15 protein-coding genes and 1 pseudogene are annotated in these 15,233 nt (G+C 65.6%); 5 read left to right on the top strand and 11 right to left on the bottom strand.

All coding sequences use genetic code 11. The annotated features are described in order from the left end of the window. Both VHK65_01245 and VHK65_01240 read right to left on the bottom strand, forming a co-directional pair. A partial coding sequence (locus tag VHK65_01245) for a GNAT family N-acetyltransferase (protein HVS04778.1) occupies positions 1-403 on the bottom strand: 403 nt, incomplete at its 3' end. Between the two features lie 25 nt (positions 404-428). Continuing rightward, the gene (locus tag VHK65_01240; GenBank protein ID HVS04777.1) at positions 429-1,382 is read right to left on the bottom strand and encodes an NAD-dependent epimerase/dehydratase family protein; all 954 of its coding nucleotides are present in this window, start codon (positions 1,380-1,382) and stop codon (positions 429-431) included. Between the two features lie 648 nt (positions 1,383-2,030). Between VHK65_01240 and VHK65_01235 the strand changes: the two genes are divergently transcribed. The 3 genes and pseudogenes from VHK65_01235 (at position 2,031) to ligD (ending at position 3,708) form a co-directional block, all read left to right on the top strand. Further along, on the top strand, positions 2,031-2,495 hold the full coding sequence (locus tag VHK65_01235; GenBank protein ID HVS04776.1) for a hypothetical protein: 465 nt from the start codon (positions 2,031-2,033) through the stop codon (positions 2,493-2,495). Between the two features lie 12 nt (positions 2,496-2,507). Beyond that, positions 2,508-2,786: pseudogene (locus VHK65_01230) on the top strand (thioredoxin family protein). Next, positions 2,752-3,708 carry a non-homologous end-joining DNA ligase gene (gene ligD, locus VHK65_01225; protein HVS04775.1) on the top strand — a complete coding sequence of 319 codons (957 nt, stop codon included), beginning with the start codon at positions 2,752-2,754 and terminating at the stop codon, positions 3,706-3,708. Before VHK65_01230 ends, ligD begins: the two are co-directional and overlap by 35 nt. Here the strand turns inward: ligD and VHK65_01220 are convergent. Continuing rightward, positions 3,705-4,724 carry a hypothetical protein gene (locus tag VHK65_01220; GenBank protein ID HVS04774.1) on the bottom strand — a complete coding sequence of 340 codons (1,020 nt, stop codon included), beginning with the start codon at positions 4,722-4,724 and terminating at the stop codon, positions 3,705-3,707. The genes ligD and VHK65_01220 overlap by 4 nt on opposite strands. A gap of 18 nt (positions 4,725-4,742) precedes the next feature. On the opposite strand from VHK65_01220, the gene VHK65_01215 reads away from it, so the two are divergent. Continuing rightward, complete coding sequence (locus VHK65_01215) at positions 4,743-5,528, top strand: maleylpyruvate isomerase family mycothiol-dependent enzyme (protein ID HVS04773.1); 786 nt, start codon at positions 4,743-4,745, stop codon at positions 5,526-5,528. 3 nt (positions 5,529-5,531) lie between these two features. On the opposite strand, the gene VHK65_01210 is transcribed toward VHK65_01215, so the two are convergent. The 8 genes from VHK65_01210 to VHK65_01175 form a co-directional block, all read right to left on the bottom strand. Then, complete coding sequence (locus VHK65_01210) at positions 5,532-6,011, bottom strand: hypothetical protein (GenBank protein HVS04772.1); 480 nt, start codon at positions 6,009-6,011, stop codon at positions 5,532-5,534. A gap of 75 nt (positions 6,012-6,086) precedes the next feature. Continuing rightward, positions 6,087-6,791: a hypothetical protein gene (locus tag VHK65_01205; protein HVS04771.1), complete on the bottom strand. Its 705-nt coding sequence runs from the start codon at positions 6,789-6,791 to the stop codon at positions 6,087-6,089. An 84-nt stretch (positions 6,792-6,875) separates the two neighbouring features. Beyond that, positions 6,876-7,637: a crotonase/enoyl-CoA hydratase family protein gene (locus VHK65_01200; protein ID HVS04770.1), complete on the bottom strand. Its 762-nt coding sequence runs from the start codon at positions 7,635-7,637 to the stop codon at positions 6,876-6,878. Next, entirely contained in the window at positions 7,634-8,815 is a 1,182-nt protein-coding gene (locus tag VHK65_01195) for a hypothetical protein (GenBank protein ID HVS04769.1), read from the bottom strand. Before VHK65_01195 ends, VHK65_01200 begins: the two co-directional genes overlap by 4 nt. After that, positions 8,815-9,345 carry an RNA polymerase sigma factor gene (locus VHK65_01190; protein HVS04768.1) on the bottom strand — a complete coding sequence of 177 codons (531 nt, stop codon included), beginning with the start codon at positions 9,343-9,345 and terminating at the stop codon, positions 8,815-8,817. The genes VHK65_01195 and VHK65_01190 overlap by 1 nt, the downstream gene beginning before the upstream one ends. A gap of 40 nt (positions 9,346-9,385) precedes the next feature. Next, a complete protein-coding gene (locus VHK65_01185; GenBank protein ID HVS04767.1) occupies positions 9,386-10,414 on the bottom strand; it encodes a peptidoglycan bridge formation glycyltransferase FemA/FemB family protein in 1,029 nt (342 codons plus the stop codon). Then, positions 10,414-11,298: a C39 family peptidase gene (locus VHK65_01180; protein HVS04766.1), complete on the bottom strand. Its 885-nt coding sequence runs from the start codon at positions 11,296-11,298 to the stop codon at positions 10,414-10,416. Before VHK65_01180 ends, VHK65_01185 begins: the two co-directional genes overlap by 1 nt. 126 nt (positions 11,299-11,424) lie before the next feature. Continuing rightward, complete coding sequence (locus tag VHK65_01175; protein HVS04765.1) at positions 11,425-12,120, bottom strand: L,D-transpeptidase; 696 nt, start codon at positions 12,118-12,120, stop codon at positions 11,425-11,427. Positions 12,121-12,173: 53 nt separating this feature from the next. Between VHK65_01175 and VHK65_01170 the strand changes: the two genes are divergently transcribed. Further along, positions 12,174-15,233, top strand: coding sequence for an ABC transporter substrate-binding protein (locus tag VHK65_01170; GenBank protein HVS04764.1), 3,060 nt, complete (start codon positions 12,174-12,176; stop codon positions 15,231-15,233).

Genomic DNA, 15,233 nt, shown 5'->3' with positions numbered 1-15,233 from the left:
CCTCGCTCGTGCCAAGGTCCATGTGATCCGCGCCGCGGGCGCGGGCGGCTTCGATTGCGGCTTCCATCAGGGACCGGCCCAGCCCGCGCCCCCGGCTCTGCGGCACGACGTACAGCTCGGCGAGATAGCACTCAGGAGCGTCGCTCCAGATCGCCGCCCGGAAGCGCAGCACCGCGACGCCGTCCGGCCCCGTCCCTTCGAGCAAGATGATCGTGTCGCCGACGGCCAGCAGGCGACGGATCCGTTCGGCCAGCCGGTCCGGCCCCGGTGTCGGCTCTCCGAATTCGCTGTTGAAATCGTGCAGGAGCTGACCGACCGCCTCGGCATCGGCCGAGCTCGCAATGCGAACGGTCAGGGCCGTCGGTCCTTCCTCCGCCGCACCGCCTTGCGCACGACCTCCCATGCGCAGGTTCTACCACAGGCCGACATCAGCGTTCGGCAGGCGAATGTTGCCGAAACCACTTGAGCGTCTCGCCGATCGCCTGGCCGTGGGGCGTTGGGCTGCTGCCAAAAGTTCGGGCGTACTTGCTGTGGTCCAGCACGAACGGGCGTTCAGACTGGTAGAGCGTCTCCTTGGCCGCCCGCATGAATGGGCTGAAGACGGCCAGCAAGGTGATCGCGACCTTTGGCGGCGCCTGCAATCTCGTGGGAGTCCCAACCTCCCGGAAGACCATTTCAATGAACTGTCGCGTGCTAATGGTCTCGGCGCTGGGGATATGCCAGACCTGGCCGAGGGCCTCGTCACGTTCGGCGAGCGTCACGAGCCCGCCGGCGAAATCGTCGATGAAGGTGTAGGTGTGTGGAGCGTCGGGATCGCCGAGCACCTGGGCGGGCCTGCCTGACAACGCCCTGGCGAAGATGCCGTCGCCGACCTTGGATTGGTGGACGTGCGGCCCATAGAAGTCGGAAGCCCGGCCGATGGTGGCACGCACCTTGCCGCTTGTGTGGGCGTCCATGAGGGTGTTGGCCACTTGAGCTCGGACACCCGTGGTTGGACCAACCGGTCGGTTCGGGAGGTCTTCGGTCATGGGGCCTGACACCGGTCCGTACATATATAGGTTGTCCCCGTAGACCAGCTTGGCCTCGGCCGCGGCGGCTCCCTCGATGATCCCATTCATGATTGCCGGCAGCGTCTGCGGCCATTGGCCATAGGCTCCGCTGGCGCAATGGAACACGACGGCCGCAGCCTCACACACCCGGCGAGCATTGACCGGGTCCGCGGCGTTGGCGGCGATCACCTCCACCCCTTCGGGTACCTCAGCCTGGCCGCTTCGATTGGCGATCCTGACTCGCTTCCCCGTCGATACCAGCCGTCGCATGACGGCAAGTCCTAACGGTCCTGTCCCAAAAATGACGTACCACGGCTCCTGACTGTTAGTCATGATTTCCCTCCTACCACGCTCATCGCACGGGCCGGCATGCTGGTGAGATCCTGGCGCCAGAATAAGAGCACAAGGCCGACCACCGAGGTCGCGGCGACAATGACGGACAGTGCCGCCGGGGTCAGTCCATCGGGAGCGACCAATTGGCGGTCCGGCGCAAACTGTCGAGAGTGGATGTGAACGCACTCGAGAAGGCGCAGTACCTTGGCCTGACGACCTACCGACGAAGCGGAAACCCGGTCACAACCACCGTCTGGTTTGCCACAGTGGACGGCACTCACTATGTCCGCACGGATCCGGAGAGCGGCAAGGTCAGGCGGATCCGACACACGCCGCGTGTGCTGCTGATGGCATCAAGCGGGCTCGGAAAAACACACGGGGGGGGACGGTCACTGCGCAAGCACGCCTGGTGGAGGATCGGGACGAACGAAAGCAGGCCGAGCAGGCCTTGCGGCGCAAGTACGTCATTGTCTATCGTGCGTGGTTCGGCGGATTGGGATTGGTCGCGCGACTTCAGCGCAAACCGCGAGGCATTCCCGTTTACCTGGCTATCTCGCCAATCTAGTATCGAGACCAGAGCAGGTTCGGCTTTCTGATTGCGCCCATTCGATCGAGAAGCAACACCTCGATGTCTGGTATGAATTTCACATGGCAGTCATCCCCGACCAGGTTCGCCAGCAGCTCAAGGATCGGTTCGAGTCCGTGCTCACCGGCCCGGTCCATTTGACGGTCTACACTCGCCCCGGCTCGTCGCGGCTCATCCTCCCGGCCGGCGTCGGCTGCGCCACCTGCGAGGACGCCCGTCAGATGGCGGAGCTATTGCGTGACGCCGCCCCGGAAAAGATCACGATGGAGGTGGTCGACGTCGCTCGGGATGAGGACCGTGCATTCGTCGATGAAGTCGTGGACGTTCCGACCATCGCGGTTGCCTCCGACTCCGCGAGCGGACGCATTCGTTTCCAGGGACTTGCGACGGGCACCGAGTTCCCGGCCCTGATCGATGCCATCGAGCGGGTCTCGCGGGCCGAGCACGGCCTGAGCGAGGAGAGCGTGGCCGCGCTTGCCAAGCTGACCGAGCCTACCGAGGTGATGGTCTTTGCCACGCCGACTTGACCCTATTGTCCCCGGGCCGTGAGCCTGGCCAACCGGCTGGCGCTGGCCTCGCCACAGATCAAAGCAGTCTGCGTCGAAGCGAACGAATTCCCCTACCTGTCGAACCAGTTCCGTGTTCGGGGCGTGCCGCACACCGTGATCAATCGGAAGGCTTCCTTCGTTGGGGCTCTACCCGAGCCGGATTTCGTCGCCGCCGTCCTCGAGGGTGCCGGGGTTGCAAGCCCCCACCCCGACCCTCCCCCGCAAACGGGGGAGGATGTTGAGGGAGAGATCAACTATTCCGCTCGTTGACGGGCACGCGATCACGATCACCCACCCCGATAAGGTCCTCTTCCCTGCCGACGGCATCACCAAGGGCGAGCTGGCCGAGTACTACGAGTCGATTGCGCCGCGCATGATTCCTCACGTCCGGGATCGTCCGCTGCACATGAATCGATTCCCTGGCGGGATTCAGTACAACCCCATTCAGCAGAAGCGCGTGCCTGACTCGTTTCCGGCGTGGATCAAGCGGGCGACGCTGGATCTCCAAAGGGGTGGCACCATCACGCACGCCGTGATCGACAACGCGGCGGCTCTCGTCTACCTGGCCCAGTACAACGTGGTGACGGTGCACGTCTGGCTCTCGTGCATCCAGGCGCCCAACCAGCCCGACCAGGTGATGTTCGACCTCGATCCAGCCGATGGGGACTTCGGGCTCGTTCGTAGGACGGCCCTCACGCTAAAGGCGATGCTCGAGGAGATGAAGCTCGTCCCATTCGTCAAGACCACGGGCTCGCGGGGCCTCCACGTGGTCGCGCCGATCATCGTTGGTCCCACGTTTGAGGAGGTCCACCTCTTTGCGGATGGCGTCGCGCAACTGTTGGCGGCGAGTGATCCCGACCATCTGACCACGGAGTTCACCAAACAGAAGCGCGAAGGACGCCTCTTTCTCGACGTCAACCGCAACGCCTACGCACAAACGGCGGTAGCGCCTTACGCCGTCCGCGCGCGCGGTGGAGCACCGATCGCTGTGCCGGTTCCCTGGTCCGATGTCGAGAGCGACGGACTCCGTCCCGATGGCGTCGGAATCCGGACCGTTGCGCAATGGCTCAAAGGGCGCGACGATCCCTGGAAGTCCATGGACCGCTCGCAGAAGCCGCTACCGCGCCTGAAGGAATCAGAGGTTCCAGACCGATCGGGCCGCCGCAAAGGCGTGAGTCGAAAGGGATCTTAAGGCTGCTTGTGCCAGGAGCGGCCGTTCCAGATCCAGGTGTCGCTAGCAAACTGACTGGCCGCCTGGCCACCAAACACCATGACCTGTTTGTCCGCGGCATCGTAGCCGAGCCCGGAACCGTTCGGGAAAGCAGGCGACGTCACATCGAGCCGCTGCCAGGCATTCCCGTTCCAGGACCAGGTTTCCGGCGACGGATTGCCGGCGGCGTCGGTGGACCGGACCAGTAGTGGGCTGTTGGTCGCTGGATCATCAATCATCATGGCATCGCCATTCGGCACCGACGTCGACGTCAGGGCCCAATCGGTGCCGTCGAAGATCCAGAGGCGATTGATCCCCCCGTAGTTGCCGGAATAGCCGAGCGCGAGAAGATGGCCGGTCGCGCGGTCGGTCGTGAGGCAGCATGACACCAGACTCGGCCGATGGGCTGTCGGTATTTGGATCCACCTAGCTCCGTCCCAGGTCCACGTCTCATTGCCGGGGCCGGTCGCCGCGTAGGCGAGCATCAGGGTCCTGCCTCGGGCGCTGTCGTACGTCATGGTGCCGGCAGCGAAAGGCAGGGCCGTCGACGGCGCGCAACTCTTGCCACAGCTCGGCGTGATCCAAACGGTTTGCTGGACCCAGCCCGACCCACCGTCCTTCCACCCCCACAGAGAATTCTGCTGTTGGAGGCTGACATCGGAACCAACCAACAGCAGCTCATTGTTCGCCGGGTCGTAGATCATGGACGGATTCTTGATGGGTGGGTCAAGCTGGGCTTTACGTGCCGTCCAGCCTTTGCCGTCCCAGGCCCAGGTGTCGTTGAGGAACCCGGACTGTGCGAATCCGCCGAACATCACGAGTTCGTGGGTACGCGTGTCGTACGCCATGGCCGGACCCGACCGGCCCGGCGGTGTCGCATACGCCTTGGGCGAATTGGTCGCCGCGGAAGGCGCCGCCGATCGGGAGGGTCCACATCCGGCGGCCATCGCGGCCAGGACCAGAATGATGACACGCCACCGGCGGGTGTTCGCTTTCACAGGCGTAAGGTAATTGAAGTGGAAGCACAGCCGAGCAGGCTCGCTCAGGCCGGAAGCTGGTATTTACAGCAGGTCGATGCGCTCTCGACGAGTGGTTGGACCAAACCTACGCTGTGCGAGGGATGGACCGCCGCCAATGTTGTCGCCCACGTCGTGACCGGCGATCAGCTGATTCGCGGACTCGTGTGGGACGCGACCGGGAAAGGGCGCGACGGCCAGGACCTGCCGGTCGACTTCGCCGATCGTCACAAACGATTCGAGGTCGCGTCGACCTGGGAGCCCGCGAAGCTGAAAGTGATGGCCCACAAGGAGTCCGAGCAGACGGTCGCAGCCGTCGCCGAGGCGGTCCAGACGGCGCCCGAGGCCATCGTTACTATGCCGATCGGACGGGTCCCGATGACCGTTTTGCGTGGCATGCGGCTGAATGAGTACATCATTCATGGCCATGACCTGATGCCCGCGATCGGGCGGTCGATCCCGATCCCCGACTGGTTCTCCGAGCGGGCGCTGAGCGATGCTGTCACAAGGATGGTGCGGCTCCATCCGCGGTCGCCGCACAAAGGCAAGTCGGCGAGCTTCCACCTCCACCGCACCGACGGCGAGGGTGAATGGATCCTGCGCGCCGTGGGCGGCGAGGCGATGGTGGTACCTGGCCATGCCAAGGCCGACGTCGCCATGCGGGGAACCGCCGAAGGCCTCTACTGGGTGCTGATGGGTCGCGGCAAGCCAGAGGAGCACGGCGTCGAGGTGCACGGCGACCAGGCGCTCGCCGCCGCCTTCAAGGAGTGGTTCCCGGGCCCGTAGCCGCTAGGGCGTGCAGAGGACGAACTGCCGCGGCGATTCTGGTAAACCGAGCGCAGGACCGCACTGCTCCAACCTGATTGTGGGTACCGCGATCGCCAAGAACAGGATCACGGCGGCGGCGCCGTACCACCCGAGGCCGGCGGCGGGTTTACGGACCGGGACCCTGATCCCCTTGAGCGGCAGAACCAGCGCGAGGACGGGCGCCGTGAGATCCCACAGCAAAGCCCCGACCGCCGCCAAACCGAAATCGAGCCCGGTAAGGATCGCAACGGCCCAATACACACAGATCAAACCGGCGCCGAGAAGGCCGGCAGCTGCACCTAGGAGCACAGCGTGCCGATAGCCTCTCGAGTGCAGGGCGAGGATGCACCAGCCGCCGCTCACGAGTGCTGGTGCCAGCTCGTAGGAAAGTTGGAGGGCGCTGTTTCCGCCGAGGAAATAGCTGCCCCCATGGGGGCCCCAATAGGCCACAACACTTGTCATGAGTGACAGGCAAACGCTGGCCGCGAGGCCGGCGAGCAGAGCGGCGATTACGAGCAGTGGACCTATGACGAGAGGCTACTGGTTCCAGGGCGCCGAGGCGAGTGTCGTCGCAAAGGGCTTGGCCACGCTCGCATAGCCTCCGATTTCGGTAAAGGTCAGTGGGGTGCGGCTCTGCCCGTAATCGACAAACATCACGAGCGTCCTTCCCTGGCGCATCACGACTCCGCGCTGGTGACCGGGTAGGGCTGTCGAGCCGCGATACCGCTGGCTGCCGATGGCCATGGCTTCGTCGCCGATCTGTAGCGGTTGCCAGATCCAGACGGTCGCGACCCCGTTTCCATCGTCATGGTGGGCACACTGTTGGACCGCGCTGCGGCGTTCGGCCATCGCTTGCTGGGCAGCGTTGACGTCGCGGTAGACAACCATGCGACTCAGCTTCCAAAGGGTGGGCGACACGAGCGCAAGCTGGTGGGCACCCACCCGTGCGCTGTCGCTCGTGAGGTAGCCGCCGCAGGGGCTGACCAGCGGCGGGAAGTTCGGCCCGTCGGCGAAAACCCAGTGAATCTCGGGCTGTGTAAGGACAATCTTGGACCTGGCGTCGTCGGACGCGGTGACCGCGGCTGGAATGTGGAATTGTGGCTCGGACGACGCGTAGGGCGCGGCGGCGGTCGGCATGATCGGCGGTAGAGGCGCGGCGTCGGCGGCCTCCTGATTGCGGTTGCCAACGACGATGAACAGGACGGATACCCCGACCACGACGGCGCCGACAGCAACGGCCACGGCGACGCGCCGAGAGCGCCAGCCCTGTTGAGGCATCAGCTCAATTACCACTCTGGAAGCGGAGTGGTTCCCGCCGGCGTCGGCTCAGATGCCGGAGCCGCTCCGACCCTCGCCGTCGGTAAAACGACGGGCGCCGGCCAGCGGCTCGCCGCTGTCGATCGTTTTGCGTCCCCATCGCAGTTCGTTTTCCAGCGCCCGCTTGAGCGGAAGCCCCCATTGCTCGAGCAGCGAAAGCCGGTCGTGGCGTAGCCCCGCCTGCGGAAAGGCGGCGATCCGTTGTGCCAGCGCTACCGCCTCCGGCAGCGCCCGGCCGGGCTCGACCAACCGGTTGACCAGGCCGTGTCGCTGCGCTTCATCGGCGCTGATCGGGCGACCGGTAAGGATCAGGTCCATCGCCAGGCCCTGGCCCGCAATGCGAGGCAGGCGGACTGTGCCGCCGTCTACCAGCGGCACACCGAAACGGCGATTGAAGATTCCGAAGACGGCATTGGCTCCCGCGACCCTCAAGTCGCACCACAGTGCGAGCTCCATCCCGCCGGCCACGCAGTAACCCTCGATCGCCCCGATCACCGGCTTGGTGAGTTGCAGATACGTCACCCCCATGGGACCATCGCCTTCGCTCACCTCGGGCCCGCTGCCGTCGGCGAGGGCCTTCAGGTCAAAGCCGGCGCAGAAGTTGCCGCCCGTCCCAGTCAGGACGGCCACGTGCAGTGCGGGATCGGCGTCAAAGCTCCGGAATGCGGCCGATAGTTCGCGCGCGGTTGTGCCATCGACCGCGTTTCGTCGATCGGGCCGGTCGATCGTGACCACCATGACCGCATCAGAGCGATCGATGTGAACCGTCACGGCAACGATGCGGCGATGGCGCGAGGTGCGAGGGCGGGAACGAGGACCCGCTTCTCAAGCTGGGCGCCGCTCAGCTCGAACGTGCCGGTGAAAAGGTAGGCGGGCACGAGGTAACCGATGCCGTTGGCGCTGACCGTCGTGTAGACGAGCGTCACTTTGGTAAGCGTGACAGCCGGCACAGGACTTGGATTGGCGCTCACAGCAGGCGTGGCGGTGACGGCGGCATTCACCACCGCCGACGGAGGTTGCAGCGGGTAGGTCGCCGGCTCCTCGGCCTGCCGGAGGACCCCGGTAATCTCCAGGATTTGGCCAGCCGAGTCCACCAGCACCTGGATGCCGGAAGGGTCGCCGTTACCATCGACTTCGAGGGCGACGACGCCACCACCGAGTGCGAACGCGCGCTGATACTGGACGAGGAAGATCAATGGTTGGTCACCGGATTCGTTGAGCCGTGACACCTGGACAGTCGAGCTCCAGAACGGCACCAGGCCAAGCCTTGTCAGTTCGGCGTCGGCGGCCGCATGGGCCGCGGCCTCTGTAAACGGCCGGCTCGGGCTAGAGCCGCTTTGGCGGATGATCCGGTAGGTCGGTTCTCCGGCAACGGGATCCTCCAACGAAATCCGCATCTGGTAGGCGTTGGGTCCCCGATAGATCCTGTCGGGCTCCTTCGGCGAAGACGGCTGCAGCGTGGCACCAAGTCGTGCGGCGAATGCGTCAGCATCGGCCGCCGTCGGCACGGTGGAGCGATAGACCGGTGCTGCAGGCGGGACCTTTGGCAGTAGTCCCGACCACGTCATCGTCGCCGGGCCAAAGTAGGGAATAACCGTGGAAGGGCTCCCGCCCCCGGCTCCGAGTCCCAGCGGAGGATGGAGCCCTGGCGGTGGCAGCTTGCCGAACGCCAGCACCGACGGCGACGAGGTCGGCGTCGGCTTCACAGCGACGGGCGGGCCGCCCTGCGTGGCGACGCGGAGACCGACGCCGGCCACGACGAGAACCGCGGCGGCGGTACCGGCGAGGGCCAGGCGCGGCGGTGTCAGCCAGGCGCCAAAGCCCCGGCGCTGGACACGGGGAGTGGCGACCGCGTTCGCGATGACGCGTCCACGCAAGCCCGGTCGCGGGCGGTTGCGCTCGAACTCGGCGTCGAACGCCGCCTTGACCTTGTCTTCGAAGTCGGCCATCAGGTCACCCCCTCGGGGACGTCGACCGCCGGTCTCAATCCCTGCGCGGCGCGGTGGATCCGCGACTTGGCGGCCGTCTCCGAGACGCCGAGGACCGACGCCACCTCGTTCAGCGGCAGGTCCATGTAGTAGCGAAGATACAGGGCGAGCCGATCGTCCGGACTGAGGGTGCGCAGGGCACGCTCGAGGTCGGTGCGCTGCACCGCCTCATCCTCCGGACCGCTCTTCGGCTGCTCCGGCGCCGCGAGCTTCACCACCGACCACCACCGGCTCCGCCGGACCGACCGGCACTGATTCGCGACGATCGTGAAGAACCAGGACTTGGCCACGCTCGCGTCCTTGAGCTGGTGAAGGTTGCGCCAGGCCTTGATGGTCGCCTCCTGCACGGCGTCTTCGGCCTCTTCGCGGTTTTCGAGGATGCTGACGGCCAGCTTGTAGCCGGGGTCCACCAAAGGACCAATGAGCGCATCGAAGGCGCGTTCATCGCCCGCGACGGCATCGCGTAATAAGGTGGTTTGCTCCCCAGCCATCGGATCGTGGACGTGATTGTCGCAAATCGCTGCCGCATGGCTACACCGCCACCGCCGGCCGGGCGAGGACGCGCTCCGCGAGATGGTAGGCCGCGGCCAGGGGCCGCTTCACGGGAAGGTCCCAGGAGCCGGCAAACGTGACGGGGACGCCACCCAGCATCGCCTTGAAGTGCGCGTAACCCCACCCCGGATCTCCGGACTGCGGGTCGATCGGGATGCCCCAGAGGTCGTAGGTTCGGCAGCCGAGCGCCTGGCCATCCCGGATGACATGTTGCTGAATGAGGTAGGGCGCCTTCAGGCGGCGGCCCTCGTCGCTGCTCCCACTGAATAGATAGATGAGGCGGTCGCCGTAGTTCACGATCACGCTGCCGGCGATGGTGACCCCTTGGTTGGTGGCGAGATAGACGCGGGCCGAATCTCCAAAGGCCTGAAAGAGGTCGCGATAGTAGCTGCGCGGGCGGATGGTGAACTCCTGCCGGTCCGCGGTGGCCGCGAGCATCTGGTAGAAGCGGTCGAGCGCATCGAGCTGAACGCTGGATTGGACGATGACGCCGGCGCGCGCCGCCTGTCGCATGTTGCGCCGCGCTGAGGCGCTCATCCGCTCGAACACCCCTTCCCCACCGCGCAGATCGACCAGGGCGGTCGCCTCATGCTGAATCGAATGGGTGGGTCGAGCGCCAGTAAATTGCAGAACGTACTGACCCTGATCGGGCCACTCCGGGTCAACCTTGAGAACCGTGCCACCTTGCAAGGCCAACCGGCGCCGTAGCTGATCCCAGAGCAGTGGCCACTCAGCAAATTGTTTGTTGAGGACAGGCCCACGCGGCGCGTAGTGCATCGCAAGACCGCCAGGGAGTTGCTTGCGGAGTACCGAGATGGCACCGCGCACCCGGCCCTCACGAGTCCAGAGGTATCGGGTCGGCTCCCAACCGTACCGGGCCTTTAACTCGCCCCAGGCCCAGGACTGGAGGATCGAGCCGTCGCTGGCGGCCGACACGAAGGCGTCCCAGATGACGGGGTCGGTGCAGGCAACCAGCGTGCCTGCACCGATCGTGTGGGTGGCGATCATCAGAACACCACCGCCATGTTGTTGAAGTCGGCCCATGAGGTTTCGAAGGTCGCCTTGCTGACCCAGTACTGCGTGCCGTGCAGCGGGTCGTTGACGCGAACCTGGTTGGGTGAGACACCGCTCAACGTCACCGCGTGCTCGGCGTACGAGTAGCGAATCTTTCGGCCGTCCCATGCTGTCCATGTCCCGACGCCGGGGCGGGTCCAGTTGGTTTCGATCCAGACCTCGACGGCGTGTCCGGTGGAGAGCGCATCGTAGATCGTCGCCGCGGACATTCCCTCGCCGCCATAGGCGTTCGTCAGGCCGATGTCGCGCGCCATCTTGAGGATGACCGGGTAGTAGACGCCGTAACCAGTCGGGGTCCAGTCGCTGCCGTTGACGTTGCCGACGAAGTTCGTGTACGGATCGCCCCACTGCAGAACGGTGTGGTTGGGTCCCATCACGGGCGCCCGCAGGTCCGCATTCTCGCGGGCGAACAGCGTGTCCTGGCTGTAGTAATAGCCGTAGGTCGCCAGCCCCATTTGGAGCGCGGCCGTCTCGCAGTCCAGCACCATCGTTTGGCGGATGACCGGCACCGCGATCGTGAAGGTCGTCTGCGGCGGCCGAACCACGGGCGGGTCCGTCGGTGCAACAGTCGGCACTACGGTCGGGACCACCGTCGGGGCCGGGGTCGCGTCAGGTGTCGGCGTGGCGACAGGTGTGCTGACGGGCGTCGGCGTGGCGCCCGTATCCGCCAGCACCGTGCGGGTGCTCGGCTGATTCGGCAGCGCGTAGGCGAACCAGCCGCCGGCCAGGAAGCCGGCTACCAATACGCCAGCGGCCAAGGCGATCCGCCGGGGCCGGTTGAATATCGATCGCTTGCGAGTCGAGTTGACTTCTTTCATGTCGCGTTCCTCCGACGAATGCCGCATAAGTTCCGCCCATCAGACGCGCGAAACCGGGGTTGCGGCGCAGGAAGACAAAAAGGGAGGCGCCGGGGAAAAGCGCCTCCCGAGAGTCAGCGTTCGCGGTTATTCGACGATCACGGTCGTGCCGTCGGTCGCCCAGCCGTACAGGGTGGCCATCGCCGCTTTCGGAACGTTGATGCAGCCGTGGCTCCCGTGGGTCAGGTTTGCGCCGGCGCCCCATACAGTCCGCCAGGGCGCGTCGTGTAGGAAGTAGCCGTCATCGGCGAAGAGCATCGCGTAGGAGACCCACTCGGTCGGGTACCAGTACTGGTTACCGCGCGGCCAGGGCGAGACGAACTTGTACGGCGACGACTTGCTCATGATGTGGAAGGTGCCGGTCGGCGTAGGAAGGGCCGGCATGCCGGTTGCCACGTTCGAGGTGAGCACGGCCGCGCCGTCCTGGTACGCGACCAGCCGCTGCTGGGCGATCGAAACGACGATCACCTTTCCGGTTTGCCGAGGATCCGGCGTTGGTGTGGGCGCCGGCGTCGGCGTCGGCGCCAAAGTCGGGTCCGGCGTTAGCGTCGGATCCGGCGTGGGGACGGGCGACGTGTCCGACGGGGCGGCCGCCAGCGGAGACCCGGCCCACCCATAGTCGGGGCCGGGTTGGGCGAGCGACGCCGCCGCCCGGGCGGCGAAGACACCCGTGACCAATGCCAGCGCGATGCCCAGCATCGCCAATGTGCGTCCGAGACGAAACGAATGATTGCGGGTCGGTTGCGTAGCGGCCATTTCGAGTTCCTCCGATGTGCGGTTCATGAATTCCGCCCATCAGACGCACGAAACAGGGCTTACGGCGCATGTCACAATGAGTGCGGAGGGCTCCCACGAAGAGGGTTTCGGACGAGGTCCGTCCGATAGGCGCCGCTCGACACGACGCCAGCAGCCCTGCACGGCCGCTGACCCGCCGCGAGCAGGAAGTCGCGAACCTCGTCGCTCAGGGCCTGACCAATCGGCAGATCGCGGAGAAGCTGTTCGTCAGCGAGCGCACCGCCGAATACCACGTCGAACAGATCCGCAACAAGCTGGGCTTCCATACCCGCAGCCAGATTGCCGCCTGGGCGACGCAGGTCAACGGCCATTCGGCTCCGAGCCAGGCGGAGGCGGTCGTCACCATTCCGGCTCCGCTCCGGCGACGAAGGCTCCTCGTCGAACCGCGACTTCGAGCGCTGACCTTGATCGTGGCGGCCGCGCTGCTCCTCAGCGGCGGCGGACTCGCGTACGTCATGAGCCGACCGGCCGCGGCACTCCCGACGCCCGTTGACGGCATCTCGCAGCTCGATGCCACGACGATGCGGCTGATCCAGACCATCCCGACCGGCACGCGCGGCAGTCAGATTGCCGTTGGCGACGGCTATGTCTGGCAGATCAGCTACATTGGGCGAACGCTCAAACGCATTGACCCGCGTTCGCAGCAGGTCACGACCTACGGCATCACGAATGGCGCACCCCCGGTAGGCATTGCAATCGGAGACCATGCCGTTTGGGTGGCGACAGCGTACGGCTCAAAATCCGTGTTCCGCTTTGATCCCAAAGCACAACTGTTTGGTGCGCCGATCGAAGTTGCGAGCGGCCTCCAGGGCATCGCTTTTGGCGCGAACGCGGTCTGGGTCACGGACAAGAACGACAACGCCGTCTATCGGATCAGCCCCTTGACCGAGCGAGTGACGGCTCGGATCCCGGTGGGAGACGGCCCTGAACCCATCGCCGTCAGCGGGGATACGGTGTGGGTCGGCAACGGCGTCGACCGGACGCTTTCCCGGATCGACGGCAGCTCAGCCGCGGTTGTTGCCACGATTCCGCTGCCAGGCGCGCCGACCGCGATTGCGGCCGGCCACGGCGCCGTCTGGGTCGCGAGCGACCCTGCGCAGCTGGTCACGCGCATAACTCCGGCCACCAATGCGACCCTTGAGATTCCTGTTGGAGCCGCTCCGTCTGACATCACGATCGGCGCCGGGGCCGTCTGGGTCTCGAAAGGTGTTGCCGGCGGTGTCGCCAGGATCGACCCGAACAGCGCTCGCGTGTCGACGGTTGCGTTGAGGGGCGTCGCGGAAGGGATCGGATCCGATGGGCCTAACGTCTGGGTGTCGGCGCACATCCAGGCCACGCCAAGCGCCGTGGCACCATCTCAGCTCGCAGCTCGTGGCGGGACCCTGCGAGTCGTCATCCCAGGCTGGAGCATCTCGGACCTGGCCAACCCGGACCCGCGACCTTCTGCTCTGGATCCGCAGCTGGCCAACGGGCTGGATTCGGCTGAGCTGCTTCGCTGCTGTCTGGTTCGAACGCTATTCACCCATCCGGGACGCCCATACCAGGACGGCGGCGCCGACCTGCACCCCGACCTCGCGCAGGGGTGGCCTCAGGTCTCCGCGGATGGCCGGACCTGGACCTTCCGGATCCGGCCGGGGATGAAGTACGCCCCACCGATGGAACACTCGGACATCATCTCAGCCGACATCGTGCGTGCGCTCATGCGAGACGCTCGCCTAGCCGGCAATCGAGCCGACGTCTACTCGGTGATCGAGGGCTTTGACGCCTACCGCTCACAGGACGTCGCCACCATCGCGGGACTCTCAACGCCCGACCGATACACGCTCACGGTCCGACTCAACCAGCCCGCCGGTGACCTGGCAGCGCGTTTCGCTCTCACGCAGAGCGCGCCCACTCCACCCAGATCCGGTGATGTTGCGGAGCCCCTGGGCATGGCGAGCGGCCACGATGCCGGCTATGGACCGTTCCTCGTGGCATCGGGCCCTTACATGATCAGCAATTTCCGTTTGGGCAGCTCCTTGACGCTGGTGCGGAATCCCTCGTGGAAGCCAGAGATGGATCCCGTGCGCCCCGCGTTCGTCGACCGTATCGAGTTCGCGATCGGTATGTCGGACGCTGAGGCGGCGCGCCTGCTGGAGGGTGGCAAGGCAGACTTGATCATGCGCGCCTCTCCGCCGCCGCAACTCGCGCCCTCGCTGCTCCAATCCGTGCAGTCGGACGCCAACCTCGGCCACATCGACGTCCAGTCGCGCGACTTCCTCCGTACCGTGATGATGAACCTGGCGGTTCCCCCCTTCGACGACGTCCACGTGCGGCGCGCGGTGAACTACGTCATCAACAAACGCGCGCTGACCAATGCGCATGGAGGCGGCCTGGCCGGCACCGTCGCGACCCACTACGTGCCCGACAGCCTGGAGGCGGGTGCGCTCAGCAACTACGACCCTTATGCGACCGACGCAGCGGCGGGCAACCTCGAGCTGGCAAGCCGGGAGATGAAGCTCTCGCGGTACGACCCGCAACATATCGGTCGCTGTTCCGTTCCGATCTGCACGCACGTGCTGGCGGTCGCGCGGAAAGGCGCCACCGGTCCGTTTCCCGAGCTCGGCGGTTTTCCAATGCTGGGACGGATGATCGCGGCCGATCTGAGCGAGCTCGGGATCAACCTTGACGTCGTGGTCGGGATGCCTTTTCCGACAAGTCCTGAAAAGCGGGTCGGGATTTATCTCACTGAAGGATTGGCGCCGAGCTTCATGAGCGCGTCATCGACCTTCCCCAGCGATCTGTCCGGACCTCGGAACGAAGCGTTGCTCGGCGCGACGCCTGAACAACTGCGCGCGCGGGGATACAGCGTCAGCGACGTGCCTACAGTCGACGCACGAATCAACGAGTGTATGTCGATGTTTGGAGACGCGCGCAGCGCGGAGTGCTGGACGGCACTCGACGTCTATGTGATGGAGCAGGTGGTGCCGATCGCTCCCTACACGCTGGAGAACGTCGCCGAGGTCGTTCCCCCGCGCGTGACGCGTTACTCCTACGACCAGTCATCGGACTCCCCCGCTCTCGATCAGATCGCGGTACGCCCTTTGCTCGCATCTCCGTGA

Source organism: Candidatus Dormiibacterota bacterium, assembly GCA_035544955.1.
Taxonomy (GTDB): Bacteria; Chloroflexota; Dormibacteria; order CF-121; family CF-121; genus CF-13.
This window is presented reverse-complemented; position numbering and strand designations above follow the sequence as displayed.

Coding starts and splice junctions, on each gene's coding strand:
- VHK65_01240 (HVS04777.1), bottom strand. CDS start 1,382: ATGACTAACAGTCAGGAGCCGTGGTACGTCATTTTTGGGACAGGACCG.
- VHK65_01235 (HVS04776.1), top strand. CDS start 2,031: ATGGCAGTCATCCCCGACCAGGTTCGCCAGCAGCTCAAGGATCGGTTC.
- ligD (HVS04775.1), top strand. CDS start 2,752: ATGTTGAGGGAGAGATCAACTATTCCGCTCGTTGACGGGCACGCGATC.
- VHK65_01210 (HVS04772.1), bottom strand. CDS start 6,011: ATGACAAGTGTTGTGGCCTATTGGGGCCCCCATGGGGGCAGCTATTTC.
- VHK65_01195 (HVS04769.1), bottom strand. CDS start 8,815: ATGGCCGACTTCGAAGACAAGGTCAAGGCGGCGTTCGACGCCGAGTTC.
- VHK65_01190 (HVS04768.1), bottom strand. CDS start 9,345: ATGGCTGGGGAGCAAACCACCTTATTACGCGATGCCGTCGCGGGCGAT.
- VHK65_01185 (HVS04767.1), bottom strand. CDS start 10,414: ATGATCGCCACCCACACGATCGGTGCAGGCACGCTGGTTGCCTGCACC.
- VHK65_01180 (HVS04766.1), bottom strand. CDS start 11,298: ATGAAAGAAGTCAACTCGACTCGCAAGCGATCGATATTCAACCGGCCC.
- VHK65_01175 (HVS04765.1), bottom strand. CDS start 12,120: ATGAACCGCACATCGGAGGAACTCGAAATGGCCGCTACGCAACCGACC.